Below are 22174 nucleotides of genomic sequence, written 5' to 3'. Positions count from 1 at the left end.
CAACTCTTGCTGGCATAGCATCGAAGCGTCATGAGCAATCCAGAGCGCCCCTTCACAATGCGCTCCGTCGCACTTGCCGCATTCCTGCCCACGCTGCTGTTCTCCATCGGCGAGGGTGCGATCATCCCCCTGATCCCTGTGGTGGCGCACAACCTTGGCGCCACCCTCGCGGTGGCCGGACTCATCGCCGCGATGGTGATGGTCGGTGAGCTGGTCGGCGACATTCCGAGCGGATGGATCGTGTCCCGTATCGGGGAACGCAACGCCATGATCGGCGCATCCCTTTTGACGATCCTCGCCGTGATCGTGTGCATGGTCGCCCCGAACCCGCTGGTGCTCGGAATCGGCATCTTCATCGTCGGTCTCGCCACGGCCGTCTTCGCCCTCGCCAGGCATGCCTTCATGACCAGCTACGTTCCGATCGCCTATCGGGCCCGCGCCCTGTCAACGCTCGGTGGCATCTTTCGCGCCGGCTGGTTTGTCGGACCGTTCATCTCGGCCGGCCTCATCTACCTCACCGGCAGCACAGAAGCCGTGTTCTGGGTGTTCATCGTGAGCTGCGTGGGCGCCGCAACGATCCTCATGCTGCTGCCAGACCCCGAGAGCACCTTCGGCCAGCCGCAGCTCGCGGTGGCGAAGGACGGCAGCGTCCGAAGCGCCGGCGAAGAACTCGCGGCCGAAGAGTCGGAGGGACTTTTCAAAACCCTCTGGGGCTTCCGCGGGGTGCTGGTGAAACTCGGAACCGGCGCCGGCTTGATCGGGGCGATGCGCGCCAGCCGCACCGTCATCCTTCCGCTCTGGGCGGTGAGCATCGGGATCAACGTTCCAGACACCGCGCTCATCATCGGCATCGCCGGCGCCATCGACTTTGCGTTGTTCTACGTCAGCGGGCAAATCATGGACCGCTTCGGGCGCATTTGGAGTGCCCTGCCCTCGATGATCGGGCTGGGCGTCGGACATCTCGTGCTCGCATTCACGCACGACCTCCCCCAGAACGTGGACTGGTTCATCGGCGTGGCCATGTTCCTCTCCCTGGCAAACGGCATCGGCAGCGGCATCCTGATGACCCTCGGCGCCGACCTGGCACCCAAGGATGACCCAGCACCGTTCCTCGGCGCCTGGCGCTTCACCGCAGACCTCGGCGGGGCTGCTGCGCCCCTTGCGGTAGCCGGGATCACCGCCGCCGCGTCGATCGCGCTGGCCAGCGGCGTGATGGGCGTGCTCGGGCTGTTCGGCGCCGTACTCCTCGGGCGCTACATCCCCAGGTACATCACCCACGCGCCAACGCGCCGCATGCCGCCGGCCTCGAAGACTGATTGAATGTAGAGATGCCTCTCAACGGAGAATACGAACCAAGCCAGGAAAAATGGGTGCGCGACCAGGTCGAGCTGTACGAGAGCTCCGGCGGCACCAAGGGTACGACGTTGCGGGGAATGCCCGTCGTTGTGCTCACCACCGTGGGCGCGAAATCCGGCAAGCTGCGGAAGGTCGCGCTGATGCGCGTCGAACACGACGGCGAATACGCGATCGTGGCCTCACTCGGCGGCAGTCCGAAGAACCCGGTGTGGTACTACAACGTGGTCAAGCATCCGGTTGTTGAACTGCAGGACGGCCCGGAGACGTGGGACATGATTGCCCGCGAAGTCTTCGGCGCAGAGAAGGCCGAGTGGTGGGAGCGCGCCGTTGCCGCATACCCCGACTACGCGAACTACCAGACGAAGACCGAGCGCGAGATTCCCGTCTTCGTGCTTGAGCGCCTGCCAGAGAGCGCAGAGTGAAGAAGAGCGGCACCCTCAGTCCCTCGATCGACGCGATAGTCCTGGATGACCTCCTGCCTGTCGACGGATCGCTGCTCCGCTCAGGCAGCGACTCTGAAGGTGAGCTCTTCGACCGGGTCGAGTTTGACGGTCGCGACCTTACAGGGGCGACGTTTCGGGAATGCGAGTTCAGGGGCGTCTCCATCCACGACACGAAACTGCGCGGGGTGACCTTCGCCGAGTGCGTGATCGCCGACCTGCAGGCGCCCGTGTTCAGCGCACCGCGCTCCAGCTGGCGCGATGTGCGGATCGAGCACTCCCGCCTCGGCTCAGTGGAGATCTACGAGGCCACCATGCGCTCGGTGCAGATCGACGGATCCAAGCTCGATTTTGTGAACCTGCGGAACGCGAACCTCACCGACGTCTTGCTGACGAACTGCATCATCGAAGAGCTCGACCTCAGCAGTGCCACGGTGCAGCGCCTCGAACTGCAGAACTGCCGCATCGGCACACTCGACGTGTCTGGCTCACGGTTCAAAGACGTCGATCTGCGCTCAAGCGACTTCAGCGCCGTGCTCGGCATCGAGGGCCTCAAGGGTGCCACGATCGATGACGCGCAGCTCAGCCTGTTCGCGCCGGTCTTCGCGGCTCACCTTGGCGTGATCGTCGAGTAGCCGAGACAAAAATATTCTGTCTCACAAGAATTCGTTCGTCGTACGACGTAAGCGGATGCTGGTGACTTAGGTCACGGCATCCGCTGTGCGCTCGAGATCGGTCTTGGGACGCTCGCGCTGCGTTGCGATGGCCGCTCCGGCGGCGACGCACACCAGCAGGATGGCGATCTGCTGCTGCAGCGTGAAGGTCTCCCCCAGCACCAGAACACCGAACACGGCGGCAATGACCGGGCCGAAGCTCGTAATGATCGCGTAGAGCCGGGGCGGGATCCGCCGCAGGATGAAGGTGTCGAGCGAGTACGGGAACGCTGAAGACAGCAATCCGATCGCAGCCAGCAGGCCAATGACGCCCCAGTTGAGCGCGCTGTAATCAACCGTGAGCAACGCCAGCGGCAGCACGAGCACGAGGCTCACCAGCCCGGCGATGGAGATGCCTTCGAGTCCGGCGAAGTCCTTGCCGACCCGCCGGGTCAAGAGGATGTAGCCGGCCCATGACACCGCGGCGACGAGGGCGAGCGCAATGCCGAGCACGTTCGGCTCGGTGTCAGACCAGGTCAGGAGCACGACTCCCCCGGCCGCGGCGAGCGCGCACACGAAGTCCAGCAGTCGGCGTGACCCCAGCAGCGCAAGCGTGAGGGGGCCGAGGAACTCCAGCGTGGCTGCCATGCCGAGGCCCAGGATGTCGACGGCCTCGTAGAACGACAGGTTCATCACGGCGAGCACCACACCGAGCAGCAGGGCCGGCCAGATGCGTCGCCAGGCCAGGTGCGCCAGCTTCGGCCGGTAGAACGGCAGCAGCACGATGATCATCACCAGCTGCCGCACGGCGACGACGACGGGAGACCCGACGAGCGGTATGGCTAGTCCGGCGAGCGACGACCCGAAGTTGATGCTGACTTCGGTGACGATTTGTGCTCCCGCACCGATCGTCTGTTCACGCCTGGTTGACACGCCATCTCCTGTCTTGGCCGCTAGATGGCACCTCTTGAGGGTACGGGATGCAGCGCCACTCGAAAGCGGATGCGAGCGCGCCCGGCTACCAGAACACCGACCGGGCGACCACGGTCACGTCAAGCGGCACGCCCTCCGGCAACACCCAGGCCACGACGGGCGGTCGCCAGTATGCGTGCAGCGTCACCGTCGCGCTGACGCCGTCCGACGACGTCGCCTCGCTGACGGTCAGCCCCTCCATGTCGGGATGCGAGGCGGAGTCCAGATAGTCCAGCACGGCAGCCCGCACCTCATCCGGCGTGAGAACAGGCTGCAGTTGATCGCCGTCGAGACTCATACCGGCGATCTGAAACGATTCTGCACCGGCCAGGGCCGCGCCGTCGGCCAGCGTGAACAGTCTCTTCCGCTCCAGGTAGAGCGAGGTCGCTGCCGTCACCACCAGCACCACCACGAGCGCCAGCGCGCAGAAGAACATCGTCAGGATGAGGATCGTGCCCTCGTCGCTGGGGCGTCCGGGGCCCCCGGAGCTGATCCTCGCCCCGAATCGCCGATGCAGTGCCAGGCGGGTCATCCCGCCCGCCAGAACCGAGAGACGACCTGCGTTGCCGTTGCCTCCACCGGGATCGCCGCCGCGCCGAAGGAGAATATGTCGGGAACCAGAGGTAACGGCACCACAATGCGAACCGTCACCGTTACAGCGCTCTGGGGCATGAGGCATCGAGCGGGATTCTCGCAGTCGATGCTGGCTGCCACGTCGGTATTCTCCAGCCCGTAGTCGGTGAGACCGACATCCACTGCCCTGGCCACACGGGCACGCCCCTCCGCCTCGTTCGGTGCCAGCACGTACGCTCGCGCGGCCTGTCTGGCGGCGCCCTCCACGGCGAGCGCTCCGCTCTGCACCGCCGAGAGCGCAAGCACCAGGTAGACCAGCGGCACCAACAGGATCATGCCAACGGTGATGAATTCCAGGGATGCTGTTCCGGTGTCGTCAGGCATCCGCCCCCTGATGATGCTCATGGCTCTCACTCCAGCGATTCCACGGCGGCATGACCGGCCACGCTCAGCCCGGACTCGAAGCCGAGCAGTCCAAGCAGCGGTAGCGGCGTCACCACACGCACTTCGGCGCTGGTGTACCCCGCGGACTCACCGAAGGTGGCCACGATGTTCCGGGCGTAGCTGTCGCCCAGTGCCGCCGTAATGAGCAGACGGGTCCGTTCTTCCCCCTCCGCCAGCCCACCGTCCGCGAGCGCGGCGTAGCGGGCACCCTCTGCGGCGGCATCCAGCACGGTGTTGCGCACGTGCAGCGCCAAGGCGAATTGCAGCACGGAGAGTGTCAAAAAGGTCAGGAGCGATACCACCATCACGAATTCAGCGATCGCCGAACCACTGTCGTCCCCGCGCAGAGACGACGACCGATTCGGCGACGCGAACGGCTTCATGGTGCGATCTAGAATCCGCTGACGCGATCGATGGCCTGTTGGAACACACCGCTGAGCGCCGGTCCGGCCAGTCCCCAGATGATGACGACCAGTCCTGCCGTCATGAGCGTGATGAGCACCCAGCCGGGGACATCTCCCCGCTCGTCGGGGCGACTGTCGTGGTGCGAAGTGTCGGTGGCAATGCTGTTGATCGTGGCCATCAGGATTCCTTTCTCGCGGGGTGACTGTGGTGGTGGATGACGAACTCAAAAGCCCGTCTGGAGCACGAAAATGCCTGGAAATATCGCGAAAAGTACGGTCAGCGGGAGGATGAGGAACACCAAGGGCACGAGCATGGCGACCTCCTTCTTTCCCACGGTTTCGAGCAGACGGCGTTTGGTCTCTTCACGGGCGTCCTGGGCCTGTGCGCGCAGCACCTCGGCCAGCGGTGAACCGCGTTCCAGCGCATTCGTGATCTGGTCGACGCACCGGGTGAGCGCTGGAAGTTGGAGCCGCTCTGCCAAGCGGTTCAACGCATCCGCCAGTGGAACCCCCGTGCGTACCTCGCCGATTACGCCAGCCAGTTCGGCGGAGAGTTCACCGGAACTTGAGGCAGACACGCGCCGCAGGGAATCCAGGATCCCTTCCCCGGCCGAGAGCGACAAGGTGAGGAACTCCAGCACCGTCGGGAGCTCGCTTTCCATGCGAGCAAGCCTGGCTTTCGCCGCGCGCTGCAGGATCAGGTCGCGAGCGAGGCCAGCGCAGCCTGCGGCGACGAGCGGGAACAGTGCGCGCACAATCAACGGCACAGTGCTGAAGGCTGGCGACACGGCAACGAGAAACACACCGCCAGCCAGGCCGGCAACGCCCCACAACAGTTGTTCAGACCTGAACTGCTGCAGCGACATAGCGGAGCCCGCCTGCTGGAGCCGTTGCCGGATCGTGTCCGACCCGCCGAGCACCCGGGAGAGTGCGGTCGTGCCGCGGTTGAACATCGGAGCGAAGAGCGACCCGAGCACGGGCAGCGGGTCGGTACTCCGCCTGCCCACGAAGAGTCGGGCCTCGGCAGAGACGTCCAGCACGTAAGGAGCGACGCGATCAACCAGCCGCGGGCGAGAGAGCCTAGGCACGAGGCTCACCAGCGACCAGAGCCCGAGACCCAGGGTCGTTCCGCACAGCAGCGCCAAAGCCACTGTCGAGCTCACTGAAACCACCGCTTCTCTTCAGGTAGCTTCCCCAGTGCGATCATGACCCGGTATGCGACGACCGACACTGCGAGACCGCTCACGATGACGACGAGCCCTGAGGCTGAGTTGTACGCCACGGCGGCCTCCGGTCGCGATGCGAGGAGGACGAGGATGATCCATGGAGCTGCTACGCCGAGCTTGGCCGCGTTCATAACCCACGACTGCCTGGCCTCTGCCTCCTGCCTGATCGCGGCATCCTGCCTGAGCCACGCCGCCAGACTGCGCAGTACCTGGGTGAGGTCGCTTCCGCCCACCTCTCGCGCCATGCGCAATGTCTCCAGGATTCGATCGGCGACCGGGTCAGCCAGGGTCGCCTTCAGCCGGTCGATGGCGTGGGAGAAGCTTCCCGTCGTTCGGTACTCCTGCTCGAACTCTGCAAATGCCTGTCGAGTCTCCTGCGGCCCTGTGAGCGCGAGGCTGCTGACGCTGTCGGGCAGCGCGAGCCCCGAGCGCACCGCAGAGACCAGGTGATCAACGACATCCGGCCACACCATGCGGGTGGCGATACGCCTGGACTTCGCCTTCACCATGACCAGCAGAGTCGGCAGCGCGAGCGCCGCGCAGCCGGCCGCGATCGTGATCGCCATCACCCCGATGATGGCGTGGCTGAGCGCTGCGCCGACTATGCCAACGAGGGCCGAGAGCAGCAGGAATGCCGAAACGGGAACGGATGCCAGGCCGGCCTGCGTCAATCTCGCCCGCACGATATCGAACGGGCCGGGCTTCACTGACTGGCTCCTGCGGTGGGCCGGCCACAACAGCGGAGAAATGGTGAGCACCATCCCGCAGCCGAGCATGCAGCCAACGATGAGGATCATCGGGGGTCACCCCTCAGTACCAGCGCCGGGTCGAGACCCGCCGCCTCAAACTTCGCGAGTTTCGTCGGATAGCCGCCGGTGGCCTCCAACACGCCTGAGGAGATGAGGAAGATCGGGCTCGCTTCGATCAGGGTGCCGGATAGCCCGCCGCTCGGAGCGATGATCTCCGATACACGGCGCCTGCCATGTCGATCGATCTCGCAGTGCACCACGATGTCGATGCAGCTGGCCACGGTCGGCAGCACGAACGCGGAGTCGATGTTGCGTCCGGCCAACAAGGGCAGCGTTGACAGTTTCGAGAGCGCGTCGCGCGCACTGTTGGCATGGATCGAGCACATCCCCGGCAGGCCACTATTGAGCGCGATCAGAAGGTCGAGGCTCTCCGCTTCGCGCACTTCGCCGACAACCAGCCGATCCGGGCGCATCCGCAAAGACTCCTTGATCAACTTGCGAAGCGTGATCTCCCCCGTGCCCTCAAGGCTGGCCTGCCTGCACTGCATGGCAACGACGTCGCGCGCGTTCACATCGAGCTCGAAAGTCTCCTCCACCGTCACGATGCGCTCGTTGTGCCGGGATGCGGAGAGCAGGGCGTTCAGCATCGTCGTCTTGCCGGTCTGGGTCGCGCCGGACACCAGGATGTTCTGCCCGGCCAGCACGCACATCCGCAGGAACTCGGCGGCCTGGTGGCTGAGCGAGCCGAGGGTGACGAGTTGGTTCAGGTCGCGGATGCGTGCCGTGAACTTTCGCACGTTGACGGCCCAGTGCTTCTGGGTGATGTCGGGAATGACGACGTGCAACCGGGAGCCGTCTGGGAGGGATGCGTCGACAAACGGGGAGGACAGGTCAACGCGGCGACCGGAGGCCTGCAGCATCCGCTCGACCAGGTCTCGCACCTCTCGCTCGGTCATCAGCAGGCTCGTCAACTCTGGGACACCATTGCGAGCGATGAACACCCTGGTGGGCGAATTGATCCAGATCTCCTCGATCTCGGGGTCGTCGAGCAATGGCTGCAGGACTCCGAACCCGGTGAGTGTGGCGACCACTTCCCTGGCCGCCTGCCCCTCGTCTGCGAGCAGCGGAAGCGAACCGCCGAGTGCTAGCTCGCTGTACCGACGAACTTCGTCGTGCACGTACTTCTCGGCGAGCACGCCATCGGAGCTGAGGTCGACGCCCTCGCGGCGCACCCGAACACGAACCTGCTCGATGATGGTGCGGACGGCCTCGCTCATCCCTGCATGATGCTCCACCCGCGCGTTTGCCCGCAGAACTTATCCACAGAGCGGATGTCCAACGAACACCGACGAGGCACGAGGACATGCTCGATGCCCGTACACTAGAACGGCACTCGCGGGAGTGGTGAAATTGGCAGACACGCAGGATTTAGGATCCTGTGCTTTCGAGCGTGGGGGTTCAAGTCCCCTCTCCCGCACTGGGGTACTGATAAGGCCAGAAAAGCCTGCACGGCGAGACGCTGTTAGGTTAGCATTGCCTTACATTCCCCTTCGAAGACTGGTGCCGTGATGACCTCGACTCTTGCCGCTGAACCCGTAGATCTTGCCGATCTCATTCGATCCGGCTCGAGCGAGCAGCACAAAAGCACAGAGAATCGCGCCTTCATCACGCAGCTGATGCGCGGTGAGCTGTCCTTGGCGGACTACACCCGGTACCTGGCACAGTATGGCTGGGTTTACGAAGCGCTGGAGAAACTGGTCGCGCAGATCGACGGCTACGAGCTGTTCGACGCCCGCCTGTCCCGTCTCGCGGCGATTGAGAATGACCTCGCTGCCCTCGGCGCCGCAGACTGGCGCACCAGCCACCGACCGCTGCCGGCAACGGCTGCCTACGTCGCGCACCTGAACAGCCTGGGCGCAGACGACGGGATCGAATGCCTCGCGCACCACTACACGCGCTACCTCGGCGATTTGTCGGGCGGGCAGGCCATTTCTCGCCTCGTCGCACGCCACTATGGCGCTACGCCAGAGCAGCTCACCTTCTTCACGTTCACTGACATCGGCGACATCGTGCCCTACAAGCGCGCGTACCGCGATGGCATGAACGCGCTGATGCTTGACCAGGGCGAGATCGACGTGCTCGTGCGCGAGGTTGACGCTGCCTTCTCGTTCAACGGCGCAATCTTCGACGAACTGGCGGGATAACGACATGGTTCGTGCCTCCGCCCTCGATGGGCAACTGGCCGACATCTTCGCCCACTCAGGGGCGATCCTGTTCTACCTGCTCGTCTGGGGCCTGGTCTTTGCGGGCACGGCACTCTTCCTCGGGGTCTTCATCCCGTTCATCACGGGAGATTCACTCCTCTTCGCCTCCGGCCTCGTCGCGGCATCTTCAGACAACCTCAACATCGTGATCCTGGCCGTCGGCACCGGCATCGCCGCGTTCCTCGGCGACCAAGTCGGTTTCCTTCTCGGACGCCGGTACGGCCGGGGCTACCTCGACCGCCGCGGAGGGAGACGAACGGCCATCGCCGTCGTCAAAACCGAATCGTTCTATCGCAAGTACGGATGGTGGTCAGTCGTGATCGCCCGATTCATGCCGTGGGCGCGCGTGCTTGTTCCCGTGGTCGCCGGCGTTGGCCGGATGAACTACTACAAATTCCTCACGAGCAACCTCGTGGGAGCCCTCGCCTGGGGCGTCGGCCTCACGCTGGTTGGCTACTACGCAGCGTCAATTCCCGGCGTGAAAAATGCCGCATATGTCATTGCTGGTATATTCATCGCGGCGTCCATCGTTTTCGGAATTCGCACCTGGCGGGCTGACAGAGCTGCACAGAAGAAAATAGCTGCTGAGCAGTAAGAAACTCACGGCACTTCTGGAGGGTAACCCCCCGGTGCGAGTCCGACCAACACGTTAGCCTTGGAGAACCGCAGCGATCATCGCCACAGCTTCGACTTGACCGCGTCCACTGGAGACTCCCCCTTGGTTAATACCGCATTGATCCCTTGGCTAGACCCGGAACTGATTATTCAATCCGCCGGGCCATGGGCGCTCCTCATCGTCTGCGCGATTGTCTTCGCGGAGACCGGGCTTCTGGTCGGGTTCCTGCTCCCTGGTGACACCCTCCTGGTGATCACGGGGCTTCTCACTGGGACACTCATCAACATCGACATCTGGTGGGTCTGCCTGGCCATCGGGTTCGCTGCATTCCTCGGCGGAGAAGTCGGCTACCTGATCGGCCACAAGCTCGGCCCGAAGGTCTTCGAACGAAAAGAATCCGGCATCTTCAGCGTTGCCAACGTGAGACGCACCAACGCATTCTTCACGCGCTTCGGTGGCCTCGCGGTCGTCCTGGCCCGCTTCGTTCCGATCGTGCGCACCTTCGCTCCGGTTGCGGCCGGCGTCGGCCACATGAATTACCGCACGTATTCGCTCTACAACTTCATCGGCGCGATGGTCTGGGGAGCGGGCCTCACCTACGCCGGATACCTCCTGAACAACATTCCGCCCGTCGCTGACTTCGTGAAGGAGTACATCGACATCATTCTGCTCGGCGCCGTCTTCATCACTTTGATTCCCACGGTGATTCACTACGTGCAGTCCAGTCTCAAGGCCCGTCATGCGGCAAAGAGCGGCGTCGTACATGGTGAAGACCTCGCGCTCGACCCCGATGTCTTCAACGCGCCGCACCCCGACGCCAAGCCAGAGGCGTAACCAGAGTCAGCGGATGCCGCTCACGCGCCGTCAGGCGTGCGAGTGCTCCTCGTGGCCAGCATGCTCAGCCGGCTCAAGCTGGAACGTCGAGTGATCGACGTCGAAGTGCTCTGACAGACATCCGCCCAATTGATCGAGCAGGCGGCCCGCGCCACCGGAGTTGAGGACGCCGGGTTCAACGACCACATGCGCGGTGAAGACGTGCGCGCCAGAGGTGATGGCCCAGACGTGCACATCGTGCACGGCCACGACGCCAGGGGTTTCCAGGATGTGGCTGCGGATCTGGGCCACATCGGTGTCGGCAGGCGCTGCCTCGCTCAACACCCGAACGGCATCCCGCAGCAGCGAGTACGCCCGCGGCGCGATCATGAGGGCGATGAGGAGCGAGGCGATCGAGTCGGCCTGCTGGAAGCCGGTGGTGAGAATGATCACGGCCGCAACGATGACGGCAAGAGAGCCGAGGGCGTCGCCCAGCACTTCGAGGTACGCGCCCCGCATGTTGATCGAGTGGGAGGCGGCTGGGCGCAGCAGCAGCAGGGCTGCGATGTTGGCGACCAGACCAACCACGGCGACGATCAGCATCGGCCCGCCGTGCACCTCCCCCGGTGCCGCTGAAGTCAGCCGGATGACGGCACCGACCACGACGGACACGGCAACGCCGATGAGGATCAACCCGTTGATCAAAGCGCCGAACACCTCGGCGCGCTGATAGCCGAACGTCTGCCGATCAGTCGCCGGCCTGGCCGCAACAATGGTGGCGATGAGGGCGATGATCAACCCAGCCAGGTCGGAGAACATGTGGCCGGCATCCGCCAGCAACGCCAGGGAACCGGTCAACCATGCACCGACGACCTCGATGACAAGCACGAACGCCACAATGGCGATCACGATCACCAGACGCCGGCGATTCGTCTGCGTGCCGTGGCTGTGATCGTGACCCATACTTCAACGGTACGGGGGCCGGCGAACAATCGCCAGCGCCCCGCACAGTTGGGAATGAGTGCCGTTCTCAGCAGCGCATCAGCGGGCGGCCAACTCCTGCACGATCGGGATGAGCTTCTCGAAGGCGATGGCCCGGTGGCTGGTGCTGTTCTTGACGGCCGGATCCATTTCGGCGGCTGATACGTCTGATCCGTCTGGGTGGAAGATCGGGTCGTAGCCGAAGCCGTGCGTGCCCGCCGTCTCCCGCAGGATGCGGCCAGGCCACTCCCCCGTCACCGCGTGTTCGGCGCCGTCAGGGGTAGCCAGGGCTGCAACGCACGTGAAGTGCGCTGCGCGATGCTCGTCGCCCATGTCGCTCAGCTGCCAGAGCAGCAGTTTCAGGTTCTCGGTGGCATCCCTGGCCGGACCGGCCCAGCGCGCAGAGAAGATGCCAGGGGAACCGCCGAGAACGTCGACACAAATACCAGAGTCGTCAGCGATGGCGGGCAGCCCTGTGTGCGCCGCGGCCGCACGGGCCTTGATCAGCGCGTTCTCCGCAAACGTGGCACCGTTCTCAACGGGCTCAGGTCCGTCATAGGCCAGCACCTCGATGCCGGGGAGCTGAGGCTCCAGAATTCGACGCAGCTCCTCAACCTTGTGCTGGTTGTGGGTGGCGAGCACGATCTTGACCATGATTACGCCCCGAGTGCCTTCTTCTGGAACTCGGTGAGCGTCATGGCTCCCCCGAGAGCCAGGTCAAGGAGCGAGTCGAGCTCGCGGCGGTCGAATGGTGCGCCCTCTGCGGTGCCCTGCACCTCGACGAACAGGCCACGGCCGGTGACGACGACGTTCATGTCGGTCTCTGCGCGCACGTCTTCGACGTAGGCAAGGTCAAGCATGGGCGAGCCGTCGATGATGCCGACGGAGACAGCGGCAACACTGTCGATGAGCGGAACAGCCTTCTGGCCGATGAACTTCTTCTGGCGACCCCACTCCAGAGCGTCGGCCAGGGCGACGTATGCGCCGGTGATCGCTGCGGTGCGCGTGCCACCGTCGGCCTGCAGCACGTCACAGTCGATCACGATGGTGTTCTCGCCGAGCGCCTTCATGTCGACGACAGCGCGCAGGCTGCGGCCGATGAGGCGGCTGATCTCGTGCGTGCGGCCACCGATCTTGCCACGCACCGACTCGCGGTCCATGCGGTCGTTGGTCGAGCGGGGCAGCATCGAGTATTCAGCCGTCACCCAGCCCTTGCCCTTGCCGGCCATCCAGCGCGGAACGCCGTTGGTGAACGATGCGGTGCACAGCACCTTGGTGCGGCCGAACGAGATGAGGGCAGACCCTTCGGCCTGGTCGCTCCAGCCACGTTCGATGGTGATGGGACGCAGCTCGTCGTTGGTGCGTCCGTCTGAGCGCAGGGTGTCGGTCACGAATTCTCCTTGGTGAGTGATGGGTTCGATGCGGTGCGGTTCGACAGCGCACCAAGATTCAGGGCGCCCGTGTGCACGAGGTCTACCCGCGAGACTTCTGGGCCGATCAGGCGGTGGGCCAGGCGCAGGAAGTCGGCTTCACTGCTGCCCGTCGCTTCGTAGCGATAGCTGGGAGGGGTGGATGCCGTGCGCAGCATGCCCTGGCTGACCAGAACGCGGTAGACATCGTTGGCGGTCTCCGTGTCGCTCGAGACCAGCGTCACGTCTTCCCCCATGACGTAGGAGAGCACGCCCTTCAGGAACGGATAGTGCGTGCAGCCGAGGACGAGCGTGTCGACGCCGGCATCCTGGAGCGGCGCGAGGTACTCGGCCGCAACGGCGAGGACCTCGTCACCCGTGGTCACACCAGCCTCAACGAACTCCACGAACCGGGGGCACGACTGCGTGAACAATGACAGGTCGGTCGCGGCGGCGAAGGCATCTTCGTAGGCGCGGGACTTGACGGTGCCGACCGTGCCGATCACGCCGACGCGCTTATTGCGCGTCGTGGCCACCGCTCGTCGAACGGCTGGCTGGATGACCTCGATCACAGGAACGCTGTAGCGTTCGCGCGCGTCACGCAGCATTGCAGCGGATGCCGTGTTGCACGCAATCACGAGCATCTTGACGTCTTGCGCGACCAGGTCATCGAGCACCTCGAGCGCGTACTTGCGCACGGTCGCGATCTTCTTGGGCCCATAAGGAGAGTGAGCCGTATCGCCGATATAGAGAATCGATTCGTTCGGCAGCTGGTCCTTGATGGCCCTGGCCACCGTCAGGCCGCCTACGCCGGAGTCGAAGATTCCAATCGGTGCATCCGTCACGTCACAAGCTTAGCCGCGCGGGTGGCTAGGCTTTCTCCTGTGACCGCACCTTCCTCCGCACTTCGCACCGACCGCTACGAACTCACGATGGTCGATGCCGCCATCCAGAGCGGCACCGCCGATCGCGACTGCATGTTCGAAGCCTTCGCCAGACGCCTCCCAGATGGGCGACGCTACGGCGTCCTGGCCGGCACCGGTCGGCTGCTGGAACTGATTACCCAGTTCAGATTCACGGATGCCGAGATCACCTGGCTGCAGGACAACTCTGTTGTGCGCCAGCCCACTCTCGACTGGCTCGCCAACTACTCGTTCAGCGGCGACGTGTGGGGGTACCAGGAGGGCGAGGTCTACTTCCCCGGCTCTCCCCTGTTCCTCGTCGAAGGAACGTTTGCCGAGGGCGTCATCCTCGAGACGCTCATCCTGAGCGTCCTCAACTACGACACGTCTGTCGCCAGCGCCGCGGCGCGAATGGTGTCCGTGGCCCTCGACCGTCCGATAGCGGAGATGGGCTCCCGACGCACCAGCGAGTACTCGGCCGTCGCCGCAGCGCGTGCCGCGTACATCGCCGGCTTCGCAGCGACCAGCAACATGGAAGCAGGTCGGGCATGGGGCATCCCCACCATGGGCACAGCCGCACACTCCTTCACGCTGCTGCACGACACAGAAGCTGACGCGTTCAGGGCTCAGGTCGCCGCATTCGGCCCTGAGACCACGCTGCTGGTCGACACCTACAACATCGAAAACGGCATCTCGCTGGCCGTCGACGTCGCTGGCCCCCAGCTGGGCGCGATCCGGATCGACTCCGGCGACCTGCCAACCGTTGTCGCAGCGGCCAGACGCCAACTCGACGAACTCGGCGCCGTCAACACCACCATCACGGTGACCAGTGACCTGGACGAGTACTCGATTGCTGCCCTGTCGGGGTCGCCGGTCAACGCGTTCGGCGTTGGAACATCCGTCGTAACTGGTTCAGGATCCCCCGCCGCCGGAATGGTCTACAAGCTGGTCGCGCACACCAACGACGACGGAGACTGGGTCTCCGTCGCCAAGACGTCAGCGTCGAAGGCATCCGTTGGTGGTCGGAAGAATGCGGTCAGGCGCCTCGACTCGTCGGGTATCGCCCGCGAGGAGATCGTGCTGCTCGGCGATGGGCCGATGGGAGAGCCAGAAGCGATTGATGACGGAAACGAACGCCGCCTGCTCGTCCCGCTCATCACCTCTGGCGTCGTTGACGACCAGTACCTGGGCATCGCGGGAACCGAACGCGCTCGCGCGCATCACGCGCTGGCGATGCAGGAACTGCCCATCCAGGCGTTCCGACTCGGTCACGGCGACCCCGTGATTCCCACCAGCTACCGGTAGTAGTCAGTAGCCGCAAGCGGCGAACGAGGCTGCATCTCGCGGCGATCGGTGCGTGCGTCGCCAATACAGGAACCATTACCGCAGAGAGCGCGATCCGTCCTGTTTTCGACGACACATGGCCGATTCATCCTGTATTCGCGACCACACCGTGCTCGCGACGCATCGAACGCACCGTCGTACGCGCGTCGCCTCGAATCGCAGAGATAGAAAGCAGTTACGGCTTCATGTTTTCGAAGATTGACTTGCACGTCGGGCACACTGGGAACTTCTCCGGGTCGCGGCCCGGCAGCCACTTCTTGCCGCACAGCGCTTTGACGGGCTTACCCGTGATGGCCGATTCGAGGATCTTGTCCTTCGGCACATAGTGCGAGAAACGCTCGTGGTCGCCCGGCTCGATCTGCTCCTGGTTCAGGAGTTCTTCCAGTTCGCGGTCAAGCGTCGACGTTCCCCCACCTGGCTGGCCTGGGTCTGCAATGCTCGCACGGAATTGTTCAGTCATACGCCTAGTCTAATTCGGTCTGGCGCACCCGTGCTTCGCCTGCGCTGTGAGTTAGGCACGGAGAGCGGAAGACAGCATCTCCGGGCCGCGCCGCTCGAACGTCACTGCCCCGAGCCAAATACCGCCGGTGAGCGCGAGCACACCGATTCCGACACCGGAATACAGTGCGGGGAAATACCACACCGGGTCAACGAGCAGGCCGAGAAGCGCGAACGCGATGACGGGCAGCGACACCACGACTGAGCCGATAAAGCTGACCGACTGGATGAGAGCGGATGCGGTGTCTGATGACTGCGGTTGCGCGAAGGGGCTGTCGCCCGGCTTGGCCACGGGGTACGGGAAGCGGGCTGAGGTGTAGCTGGAGAATCCGCAGCCGGCCAAGAGGATGCAGGTGCTGACTCCGAGCATGGCCGGCAGCGCGGCCCAGTCTCCGTATGCCCACATGCTCAACACTGTGCCGATACCGATCAACGGGATGCCCACCAGGAGTGCGGGGATGGCGCGCCCGATACGGTCGGGCACGCCACGGGCGCCCGACACGATGTGCAACCAGATCGCCGTGTTGTCGTAGGCGACGTCATTGTGCATGGCCCAGCCGAGGAACACGCACATCAGGGGAACCGGCACCAGCGCAAGGGCATCGGTTGGTACCCCGGCGATCGCCAGCGGCACGATCGCCAGAACAGGCACGACAGGAATCATGATGAGCGACACCCAGTAGCGGGAGTCCCTGCCCCAGTAGGTCAGGCTCCGCGCCGCAATCGCGCCGACGGAGTTGGCTGGCATCCGGTCGAACCAGCCGAGGCCTCCGTACTGCTTGATCTGTGCTTCACGCTCCGGCGTGACGAGCATACGAGCGACGAGGCCTTGCCAGGCCAGCCACAGCAGGTACATCGTGGCCGATGCGATGACCAGGCGCAGGAGTGCCAGTCCCCAGTCGCCGTTCGCGGCATCCGCTGGAACAGCCCAGGCCGCGCCGAGCGGAGTCCAGCCGAGAATCGCTGCCAGCCCCTCGAGCAGGTCGAGACCGTAGCGCGTCCAGTCCATGGTGAGCACAACGATGATGGCCGGGGAGATGACGACGAGCAGCAGAAGCCCGAGGATGCCGGTGAACTCCCGCGAGCGGCGAGTTGCGAGCAGGAAGGCGGCCATGGAGGTACTCACCCTGGACGCCAGCATGCACGTTGCCAACAGCAGCGCCGCGGCGATGATGGCGAGAAGCGTCTCGCCAATGCCCCGAGACCAGGTGAACACGCTGCCAAGCAGCACGATGGTCAGGGCGATTGCGGGAATGCCGATCACCGACGAGAGCGCAAGGCCAAATGACAGCGTGCGATTCGGAATCGCCAGGAGCGAGAACGACCGAGGATCCATGGAGTCGTCGACGCCGAAGATCAACGGCAGCACGATGAACCCGAGCACGACAAGCGAACCGCCTACGATCATGGCGTTTCGAACCAGCTCAATGTCACCGATGAATCGAAGGCCGATCAGCACCGCAGCGAGTCCGACCGAAACTGCCAGCGCGTAGAGCAAGCCGACAACGAGCCCCACGATTTGCCAGGGACTACGTCGGAACAGGTTTGCGAGCAGCCGGAGTTTTAGTCCGAAAAACTGTGCAACCATTCCATACCTTCCGCTACCTTGCGCCCGCCGGCGAGTTCTACGAATCGATCTTCCAGCGACATCTCGCCACGAACCTCATCGATGGTCCCCGACGCGAGGACGCGCCCCTGGACGATGATCGCGACACGATCACACACTCGCTGGATCATGTCCATGCCGTGGCTGGAGAGCACAACAGTGCCCCCGCTTGCGACGTATTTCTGCAGGATCTCCGTGACGTTCACCGCGGAGACCGGGTCGACTGATTCGAACGGCTCGTCGAGGATCAGCACTCGCGGGGAGTGGATCATGGCGCAGGCCAGTGCGATCTTCTTCGTCATACCGGCGGAATAGTCTGCGACCAACCGGTTCAACGCGTCTTCCAAGCCGAAGGCCGCAGCCAGGTCGGCAGAACGAGCGCGAACAGTGTCGTTATCGATCCCCCGCAGAACGCCGGAGTAGTACAGCAACTGTGCACCGGTGAGGCGGTCGAACAACCGAAGGCGGTCAGGCAGCACACCAATAATGCGCTTCGCCGCGATCGGATCAGACCACACATCGATACCGTTCACGTTGATCGATCCTGAATCCGGGCGCAGCAGCCCGGTGATCATGGACAAGGTCGTGGTCTTTCCGGCGCCGTTCGGTCCGACGATCCCGTAGAACGATCCGGCCTGGACCTCAATGTCGATCCCGTCGACGGCCAGATTCTGCCCGAAGCTCTTCGTCAAGTTCGACACCGACAGCACCACGGGGTTGTTGTTCACCGCGGGCACGCCGGCGACGGGCACAGCAATCACCGACGACGTATCGGTCGGCGGCGTCTTGCGCGGCTGCTTTGCAGCCTTGGTCTTTTTCGCCGGAGCGGATGCCGGAGCCGGAGCGGATGCCGGCGTTGTAGCGATGAGAGCAGGCAAGACCTCTGTCACCTGGGCGGCAACAACAGCAGCGGATGCCGGAGCAGGGGCTTCTGCGTGTGCCAGCGCCTGCGTGAATGCGGCGTCTGCGGCGCGTGCGCGTTCGGCTCGTTCTGCAGCCTCCGCGACATCTGCGAGCCGGGCAGCTTCAGCAAGTTGGGCAGCTTCCGCGGCCTGGGCCTCGTGAGCTGTGGCCTTGGCCTGCGCCGCAGCCTCTGCCTGGGCGGCCTCGGCTTCGGCAGTCGCGGCCGCCAGACCGGCGGCTGCACGCGCAGCAGCGGCGCGCTCTGCGGCAGCCTTCGACGCTGCAGCCCTGGCGGCCGTTCGCTGAGCGGCGGCCTCCCGTGCTGCGGCAGTCTTGGCTGCGGCAGCGGCTCGCGCCTGCGTGGTCGTCGGGCGCTTCGGGCGTTCGGGCGTGGTTTGAGTGACAGCGGCTGCTGTCGTGGGCGCCGACTCTGCTGACGCGTCGGCAGGTACGGGAGTCGCTGCCGTGGCTGACTTCTTCTCAGAGAGCACGCTCGCCCCCTCAACCAGGGCTGCAGCGCTCTGTGCTGGGGTCGCCTTGGGCTTGCGGGCCGCAGCGGGCTGACGCTCGGTCGTCTGACGCGGAGTGGTTGTCTTTCGAACCGGTGGCTTACGGGCCGGAGGCGTTCGTGGAGTCACCGGAGCCGCCGTGGCTGACCCAGTGGGCGCCCTCTTGGCTGCCCCAGCAGCTGCCCCAGTAGCTGCCCCAGTGGCTGCCTCGGTTGGCTCAGCGGCTGACGCGGCGGCCGCAGCACCAGCTGCTGGCGCGGTCGGCTTCCTGGCTGTCGTCGCCTTCGGCGCGGCAGCCTTTCGCGTCACAGGCTTTCGGGCAGGCGGAGTGCGCGGAGCCCTGCTGGCCGACGATGAATTGGATGAAGTGTCCGTTTTGTGCTCCCCCCGAGCAGTCAAAGCTGTGGTGTCCGCCCCCGCGGATATCCGTCCTGACGCCTCATCCTGCAGAGGCTTGTCAGGTGACGATGAACCGATGGCAGCATCATCCGGTTTGGCGCGAGTCGCGTCATCTGGCTGAAAGGGCGGCGGTACAGAAGTCACCTCGCTAACCTACCAAGGACGACACCGTTGCGGCGGGTCAGAAAGTAAGCCTGCCGGTTCCCTGTGAATACGCAGGGTGAACGATCACAGCTTGGTCACGTCGACACGCCCGCCTTTCCCCCCGTCAGGGAGGCAAGTTACAATCAAAATGGCATAACGATGTGTCTGCACGTGAACTTATGGGTAAACGGAAGACAAACTCACAAAATTGAGAGCGTCTTGCGATTCTCACCCAGGATTTATTGAGGAGATATTCGTGACCACTCAGGTAGTCATTCTTGCCGCAGGAATGGGCAGCCGTCTCGGCCGCTCATTGCCCAAGCCGCTGACCGAACTGGCCGACGGCCGCACAATCATGAAGCAGCAGTTCGACAACATCCACCACGCCTTTGGCAACGCCGCCAAGGCAACAATTGTTGTCGGCTACAAGCTCGAGCACATCATCGAGGCATTCCCAGAGGCATCGTTCGTGTACAACGAGCAGTACGACCAGACGAACACCTCGAAGAGCCTGATGCGTGCCCTTCAGGCATCGACCTCAGGTGGTGTCCTGTGGATGAACGGTGACGTGGTCTTCGACCCCGCCGTGCTCGACCGTGCCGCGGCCATGATGTCCCGCGACCAGTCATTCGTCACCGTGAACACCTCCAAGGTCTCCGACGAAGAAGTGAAGTACACCACGAGCGCAGAGGGCTACATCAAAGAGCTCTCCAAGACCGTCAAGGGCGGACTCGGCGAAGCCGTTGGCATCAACTACATCTCGAGCGCCGACAAGGCAGTCCTGCTGCATCACCTCACCAAGGTGGCAGACCAGGACTACTTCGAGCGCGGCCTTGAGCTTGCGATCGAGCAGAACCACATCCTCGTGGAGCCCGTCGACATCTCTGACCTGTACGCCGTTGAGGTCGACTTCGCTGAAGACCTCGAGCGCGCCAACCTCTACGTCTAGCACGTGACGCCTAGCAATTGATCGCCCTGTTCAACCGCTCTGGTCCAGAGCGGATGCTGCTGTGCAATGAGCGCGGCCGTGCGCCTCTACGATGGGTGTCGTGAGTAACTACACCGAAGTGCGGCCGGAGCAACGCACGCCGTTCGCTCGATATCGGCATTCGCTGTGGCTCCTCACGCAGCGTGACCTGCGTGTTCGCTACTCGACGTCGGTACTGGGCTATTTCTGGTCGATCCTTGATCCGCTTGTCATGGCGGGCATCTACTGGTTTGTCTTCACCCAGGTCTTCCAGCGCACCGTTGGCAACGACCCGTACATCGTCTTCCTGTTGTCGGCTCTGCTGCCGTGGATGTGGTTCAACGGGACAGTGGCTGACAGCACGCGCGCTTTCCTGCGCGAGGCGAAGCTCATCCGCTCGACGCGCATTCCGCGCACGATTTGGGTGAACAGGCTCGTTCTCTCCAAGGGCATCGAGTTCGTGGCTTCACTGCCGGTGCTCCTGCTGTTCGCCTGGATCTACGGCGCGCAGATCAACGCTGACGTGCTCTACTTCCCGCTCGCGATCATCATTCAGGCTGCGCTGACCGCGGGCGTCGGCCTCATCGTCGCGCCGCTGGTGGTGTTCTTCCGCGACCTTGAGCGCGCGGTGAAACTCATTCTTCGATTCTTGTTCTACGCGTCGCCCATCATCTACGGAACGAGCGACCTCCCTGAGCAACTGCATTTCTGGGCGGCATTCAACCCGCTCAGCGGGATCTTCAGCCTCTACCGGGCGGCGTTCTTCCCTGATCAGCTGGACTGGTTCGTGGTAGGCGTTGGCGCTGTGATCTCCTTCGCCTTCCTCGGTATAGGGCTTCTCGTCTTCTCGCGCACCGAGCGCGCCGTCTTGAAGGAGATCTAACGATGGCGCCGGTAATCACATTGACGGATGTCGGCATCCGCTTCCGCCGCAACAGGCGCGGACGCCGGACCTTCAAGGACCTCTTCGCCGGAAGTAAACGGCGCAGTCGTCCCGGCGAGTTCTGGGCGCTTCGCAACGTCTCCTTCAGCGTCGAGCGCGGCGAAGCGATCGGTGTCGTCGGCCGCAACGGCCAGGGCAAGTCGACGCTGTTGAAGCTGGTCACCGGCGTTGTGCTCCCCGATGAGGGAACCGTCAAGGTCGACGAGGGCGTCGCACCCCTGATCGAGATCACCGGCGGGTTCGTCGACGATCTGAGCGTGCGCGACAACGTCTTCCTGACCGCAGGACTCCACGGGATGACCAAGAAGCAGATCGAGTCGCGCTTCGACGACATCATCGATTTCGCTGAGATCGGCGATTTCATCGATACGCCGTATAAGCACCTCTCCAGCGGCATGAAGGTTCGCATCGCGTTCGCCGTGATTTCGCGTCTGGAAGAGCCGATCATCCTCGTTGACGAAGTGCTCGCCGTTGGCGACAAGGCCTTCCGCGAAAAGTGCTACCGCCGGATTGAGGAGCTTCTCGCCGGCGGTCGGACGCTGTTCTTCGTCTCACACAACGAGCGTGATCTCCGCCGGTTCTGCACCCGAGGCCTGTACCTCGACAAGGGTGCCCTCGTACTCGACGCCCCCATCACCGAGGTGCTGGCGAAATACAACGAGGACTACGGCGTCACGCCGGCCAAGGCCTAGGTACGAGACGGGGTTGGTGCGCGAGCGTCATCGCGGGTGGGCGGCAGGTGCTCAGCGGTGAAATCGGCGAGCAGCTCGCTGGGCTCCATCCCCAGCACCACTGCCAGGCGGATCAAGGTATGGAACGTTGGGTTGCCGTTGCCCCTGTCGATGCGCGCATAGTTCGATACGTTGATGCCGGCCAGATGAGCCACCGTCTCCTGGTTGAGGTCGAGCGCCAATCTCCGCTGCCTCATGCGGATTCCCAGCATTCGCGAAGCCTCTGACCTCTGAACCGACATGTCGTCCCCCCACCATTGGCGTCACCGTGCTGTACATATAGCCACAGCAGGACGGTTTCAACAACGATCACGGCGACCTTTTTTCT

At 63.9% G+C, this 22174-nt stretch carries 26 protein-coding genes and 1 tRNA gene; 11 read left to right on the top strand and 16 right to left on the bottom strand.

The window, feature by feature from the left end; translation table 11 throughout:
• Positions 1–30 precede the first annotated feature (30 nt).
• From AC25Z0_RS02240 to AC25Z0_RS02230, 3 genes are read left to right on the top strand one after another with little or no spacing between them, the layout of a single operon-like run.
• Positions 31–1320 carry an MFS transporter gene (locus AC25Z0_RS02240; protein WP_488132167.1) on the top strand — a complete coding sequence of 430 codons (1290 nt, stop codon included), beginning with the start codon at positions 31–33 and terminating at the stop codon, positions 1318–1320.
• Between the two features lie 8 nt (positions 1321–1328).
• Positions 1329–1778 (top strand): nitroreductase family deazaflavin-dependent oxidoreductase, encoded by a 450-nt coding sequence (locus AC25Z0_RS02235; protein WP_488132166.1) that lies wholly within the window; start codon positions 1329–1331, stop codon positions 1776–1778.
• On the top strand, positions 1775–2431 hold the full coding sequence (locus tag AC25Z0_RS02230; protein ID WP_488132165.1) for a pentapeptide repeat-containing protein: 657 nt from the start codon (positions 1775–1777) through the stop codon (positions 2429–2431). Before AC25Z0_RS02235 ends, AC25Z0_RS02230 begins: the two co-directional genes overlap by 4 nt.
• Before the next feature lie 66 nt (positions 2432–2497).
• On the opposite strand, the gene AC25Z0_RS02225 is transcribed toward AC25Z0_RS02230, so the two are convergent.
• From AC25Z0_RS02225 to AC25Z0_RS02190, 8 genes are all read right to left on the bottom strand, one after another.
• Positions 2498–3382 carry an EamA family transporter gene (locus tag AC25Z0_RS02225; protein WP_488118628.1) on the bottom strand — a complete coding sequence of 295 codons (885 nt, stop codon included), beginning with the start codon at positions 3380–3382 and terminating at the stop codon, positions 2498–2500.
• An 85-nt stretch (positions 3383–3467) separates the two neighbouring features.
• Positions 3468–3953 (bottom strand): pilus assembly protein TadG-related protein, encoded by a 486-nt coding sequence (locus tag AC25Z0_RS02220; protein WP_488118627.1) that lies wholly within the window; start codon positions 3951–3953, stop codon positions 3468–3470.
• Positions 3950–4399: a hypothetical protein gene (locus tag AC25Z0_RS02215; protein ID WP_488118626.1), complete on the bottom strand. Its 450-nt coding sequence runs from the start codon at positions 4397–4399 to the stop codon at positions 3950–3952. The genes AC25Z0_RS02220 and AC25Z0_RS02215 overlap by 4 nt, the downstream gene beginning before the upstream one ends.
• A 5-nt stretch (positions 4400–4404) precedes the next feature.
• Positions 4405–4821 (bottom strand): TadE family protein, encoded by a 417-nt coding sequence (locus tag AC25Z0_RS02210; protein ID WP_488118625.1) that lies wholly within the window; start codon positions 4819–4821, stop codon positions 4405–4407.
• An 8-nt stretch (positions 4822–4829) separates the two neighbouring features.
• Positions 4830–5021, bottom strand: coding sequence for a hypothetical protein (locus tag AC25Z0_RS02205; protein WP_488118624.1), 192 nt, complete (start codon positions 5019–5021; stop codon positions 4830–4832).
• 45 nt (positions 5022–5066) lie between these two features.
• Positions 5067–6005 carry a type II secretion system F family protein gene (locus AC25Z0_RS02200; RefSeq protein ID WP_488118623.1) on the bottom strand — a complete coding sequence of 313 codons (939 nt, stop codon included), beginning with the start codon at positions 6003–6005 and terminating at the stop codon, positions 5067–5069.
• Positions 6002–6865, bottom strand: a complete 864-nt coding sequence (locus AC25Z0_RS02195; protein ID WP_488132164.1) for a type II secretion system F family protein — start codon at positions 6863–6865, stop codon at positions 6002–6004. The genes AC25Z0_RS02200 and AC25Z0_RS02195 overlap by 4 nt, the downstream gene beginning before the upstream one ends.
• Positions 6862–8094: a TadA family conjugal transfer-associated ATPase gene (locus tag AC25Z0_RS02190; protein WP_488132163.1), complete on the bottom strand. Its 1233-nt coding sequence runs from the start codon at positions 8092–8094 to the stop codon at positions 6862–6864. Before AC25Z0_RS02190 ends, AC25Z0_RS02195 begins: the two co-directional genes overlap by 4 nt.
• A 118-nt stretch (positions 8095–8212) precedes the next feature.
• Here AC25Z0_RS02190 and AC25Z0_RS02185 point away from each other — a divergent pair.
• From AC25Z0_RS02185 to AC25Z0_RS02170, 4 genes are all read left to right on the top strand, one after another.
• Positions 8213–8294 (top strand) — tRNA-Leu (locus AC25Z0_RS02185).
• 91 nt (positions 8295–8385) lie between these two features.
• Positions 8386–9021, top strand: coding sequence for a biliverdin-producing heme oxygenase (locus AC25Z0_RS02180; protein ID WP_488133104.1), 636 nt, complete (start codon positions 8386–8388; stop codon positions 9019–9021).
• A 4-nt stretch (positions 9022–9025) separates the two neighbouring features.
• Positions 9026–9676, top strand: a complete 651-nt coding sequence (locus AC25Z0_RS02175; RefSeq protein ID WP_488132162.1) for a DedA family protein — start codon at positions 9026–9028, stop codon at positions 9674–9676.
• 123 nt (positions 9677–9799) lie between these two features.
• A complete protein-coding gene (locus tag AC25Z0_RS02170; protein ID WP_488132161.1) occupies positions 9800–10531 on the top strand; it encodes a DedA family protein in 732 nt (243 codons plus the stop codon).
• A 30-nt stretch (positions 10532–10561) separates the two neighbouring features.
• On the opposite strand, the gene AC25Z0_RS02165 is transcribed toward AC25Z0_RS02170, so the two are convergent.
• The 4 genes from AC25Z0_RS02165 to murI all read right to left on the bottom strand — a co-directional run bounded on the left by AC25Z0_RS02165 (position 10562) and on the right by murI (position 13745).
• Positions 10562–11473 (bottom strand): cation diffusion facilitator family transporter, encoded by a 912-nt coding sequence (locus AC25Z0_RS02165; RefSeq protein WP_488118618.1) that lies wholly within the window; start codon positions 11471–11473, stop codon positions 10562–10564.
• Between the two features lie 78 nt (positions 11474–11551).
• Positions 11552–12145: an RdgB/HAM1 family non-canonical purine NTP pyrophosphatase gene (rdgB, locus tag AC25Z0_RS02160; protein WP_488132160.1), complete on the bottom strand. Its 594-nt coding sequence runs from the start codon at positions 12143–12145 to the stop codon at positions 11552–11554.
• Positions 12146–12147: 2 nt separating this feature from the next.
• Entirely contained in the window at positions 12148–12882 is a 735-nt protein-coding gene (gene rph / locus AC25Z0_RS02155) for a ribonuclease PH (RefSeq protein WP_488132159.1), read from the bottom strand.
• Positions 12879–13745 carry a glutamate racemase gene (gene murI / locus AC25Z0_RS02150; protein ID WP_488132158.1) on the bottom strand — a complete coding sequence of 289 codons (867 nt, stop codon included), beginning with the start codon at positions 13743–13745 and terminating at the stop codon, positions 12879–12881. Before murI ends, rph begins: the two co-directional genes overlap by 4 nt.
• A gap of 39 nt (positions 13746–13784) precedes the next feature.
• On the opposite strand from murI, the gene AC25Z0_RS02145 reads away from it, so the two are divergent.
• Entirely contained in the window at positions 13785–15107 is a 1323-nt protein-coding gene (locus tag AC25Z0_RS02145; RefSeq protein ID WP_488132157.1) for a nicotinate phosphoribosyltransferase, read from the top strand.
• Positions 15108–15321: 214 nt separating this feature from the next.
• Here AC25Z0_RS02145 and AC25Z0_RS02140 read toward each other — a convergent pair whose 3' ends face one another.
• The 3 genes from AC25Z0_RS02140 to AC25Z0_RS02130 are packed head-to-tail and all read right to left on the bottom strand — an operon-like array spanning position 15322 to position 18791.
• Complete coding sequence (locus AC25Z0_RS02140; protein WP_488118613.1) at positions 15322–15606, bottom strand: DUF3039 domain-containing protein; 285 nt, start codon at positions 15604–15606, stop codon at positions 15322–15324.
• A 51-nt stretch (positions 15607–15657) separates the two neighbouring features.
• Positions 15658–17232, bottom strand: a complete 1575-nt coding sequence (locus AC25Z0_RS02135) for a hypothetical protein (protein WP_488118612.1) — start codon at positions 17230–17232, stop codon at positions 15658–15660.
• A complete protein-coding gene (locus AC25Z0_RS02130) occupies positions 17208–18791 on the bottom strand; it encodes an ABC transporter ATP-binding protein (RefSeq protein ID WP_488132156.1) in 1584 nt (527 codons plus the stop codon). The genes AC25Z0_RS02135 and AC25Z0_RS02130 overlap by 25 nt, the downstream gene beginning before the upstream one ends.
• A gap of 670 nt (positions 18792–19461) precedes the next feature.
• Between AC25Z0_RS02130 and AC25Z0_RS02125 the strand changes: the two genes are divergently transcribed.
• The 3 genes from AC25Z0_RS02125 (at position 19462) to AC25Z0_RS02115 (ending at position 21807) form a co-directional block, all read left to right on the top strand.
• Complete coding sequence (locus tag AC25Z0_RS02125) at positions 19462–20154, top strand: phosphocholine cytidylyltransferase family protein (RefSeq protein WP_488118610.1); 693 nt, start codon at positions 19462–19464, stop codon at positions 20152–20154.
• 100 nt (positions 20155–20254) lie between these two features.
• Positions 20255–21055, top strand: a complete 801-nt coding sequence (locus AC25Z0_RS02120) for an ABC transporter permease (protein ID WP_488118609.1) — start codon at positions 20255–20257, stop codon at positions 21053–21055.
• A gap of 2 nt (positions 21056–21057) precedes the next feature.
• Positions 21058–21807 carry an ABC transporter ATP-binding protein gene (locus tag AC25Z0_RS02115; RefSeq protein WP_488118608.1) on the top strand — a complete coding sequence of 250 codons (750 nt, stop codon included), beginning with the start codon at positions 21058–21060 and terminating at the stop codon, positions 21805–21807.
• Here AC25Z0_RS02115 and AC25Z0_RS02110 read toward each other — a convergent pair.
• Complete coding sequence (locus tag AC25Z0_RS02110; protein WP_488118607.1) at positions 21804–22058, bottom strand: helix-turn-helix domain-containing protein; 255 nt, start codon at positions 22056–22058, stop codon at positions 21804–21806. The two genes, AC25Z0_RS02115 and AC25Z0_RS02110, sit on opposite strands and share 4 nt — an antisense overlap.
• Positions 22059–22174: the final 116 nt, after the last annotated feature.

The organism is Leifsonia sp. Y862, from assembly GCF_057669585.1.
The sequence above is the reverse complement of the archived record's forward strand: the minus strand, read 5'-3'. Positions and strand labels throughout refer to the sequence as shown.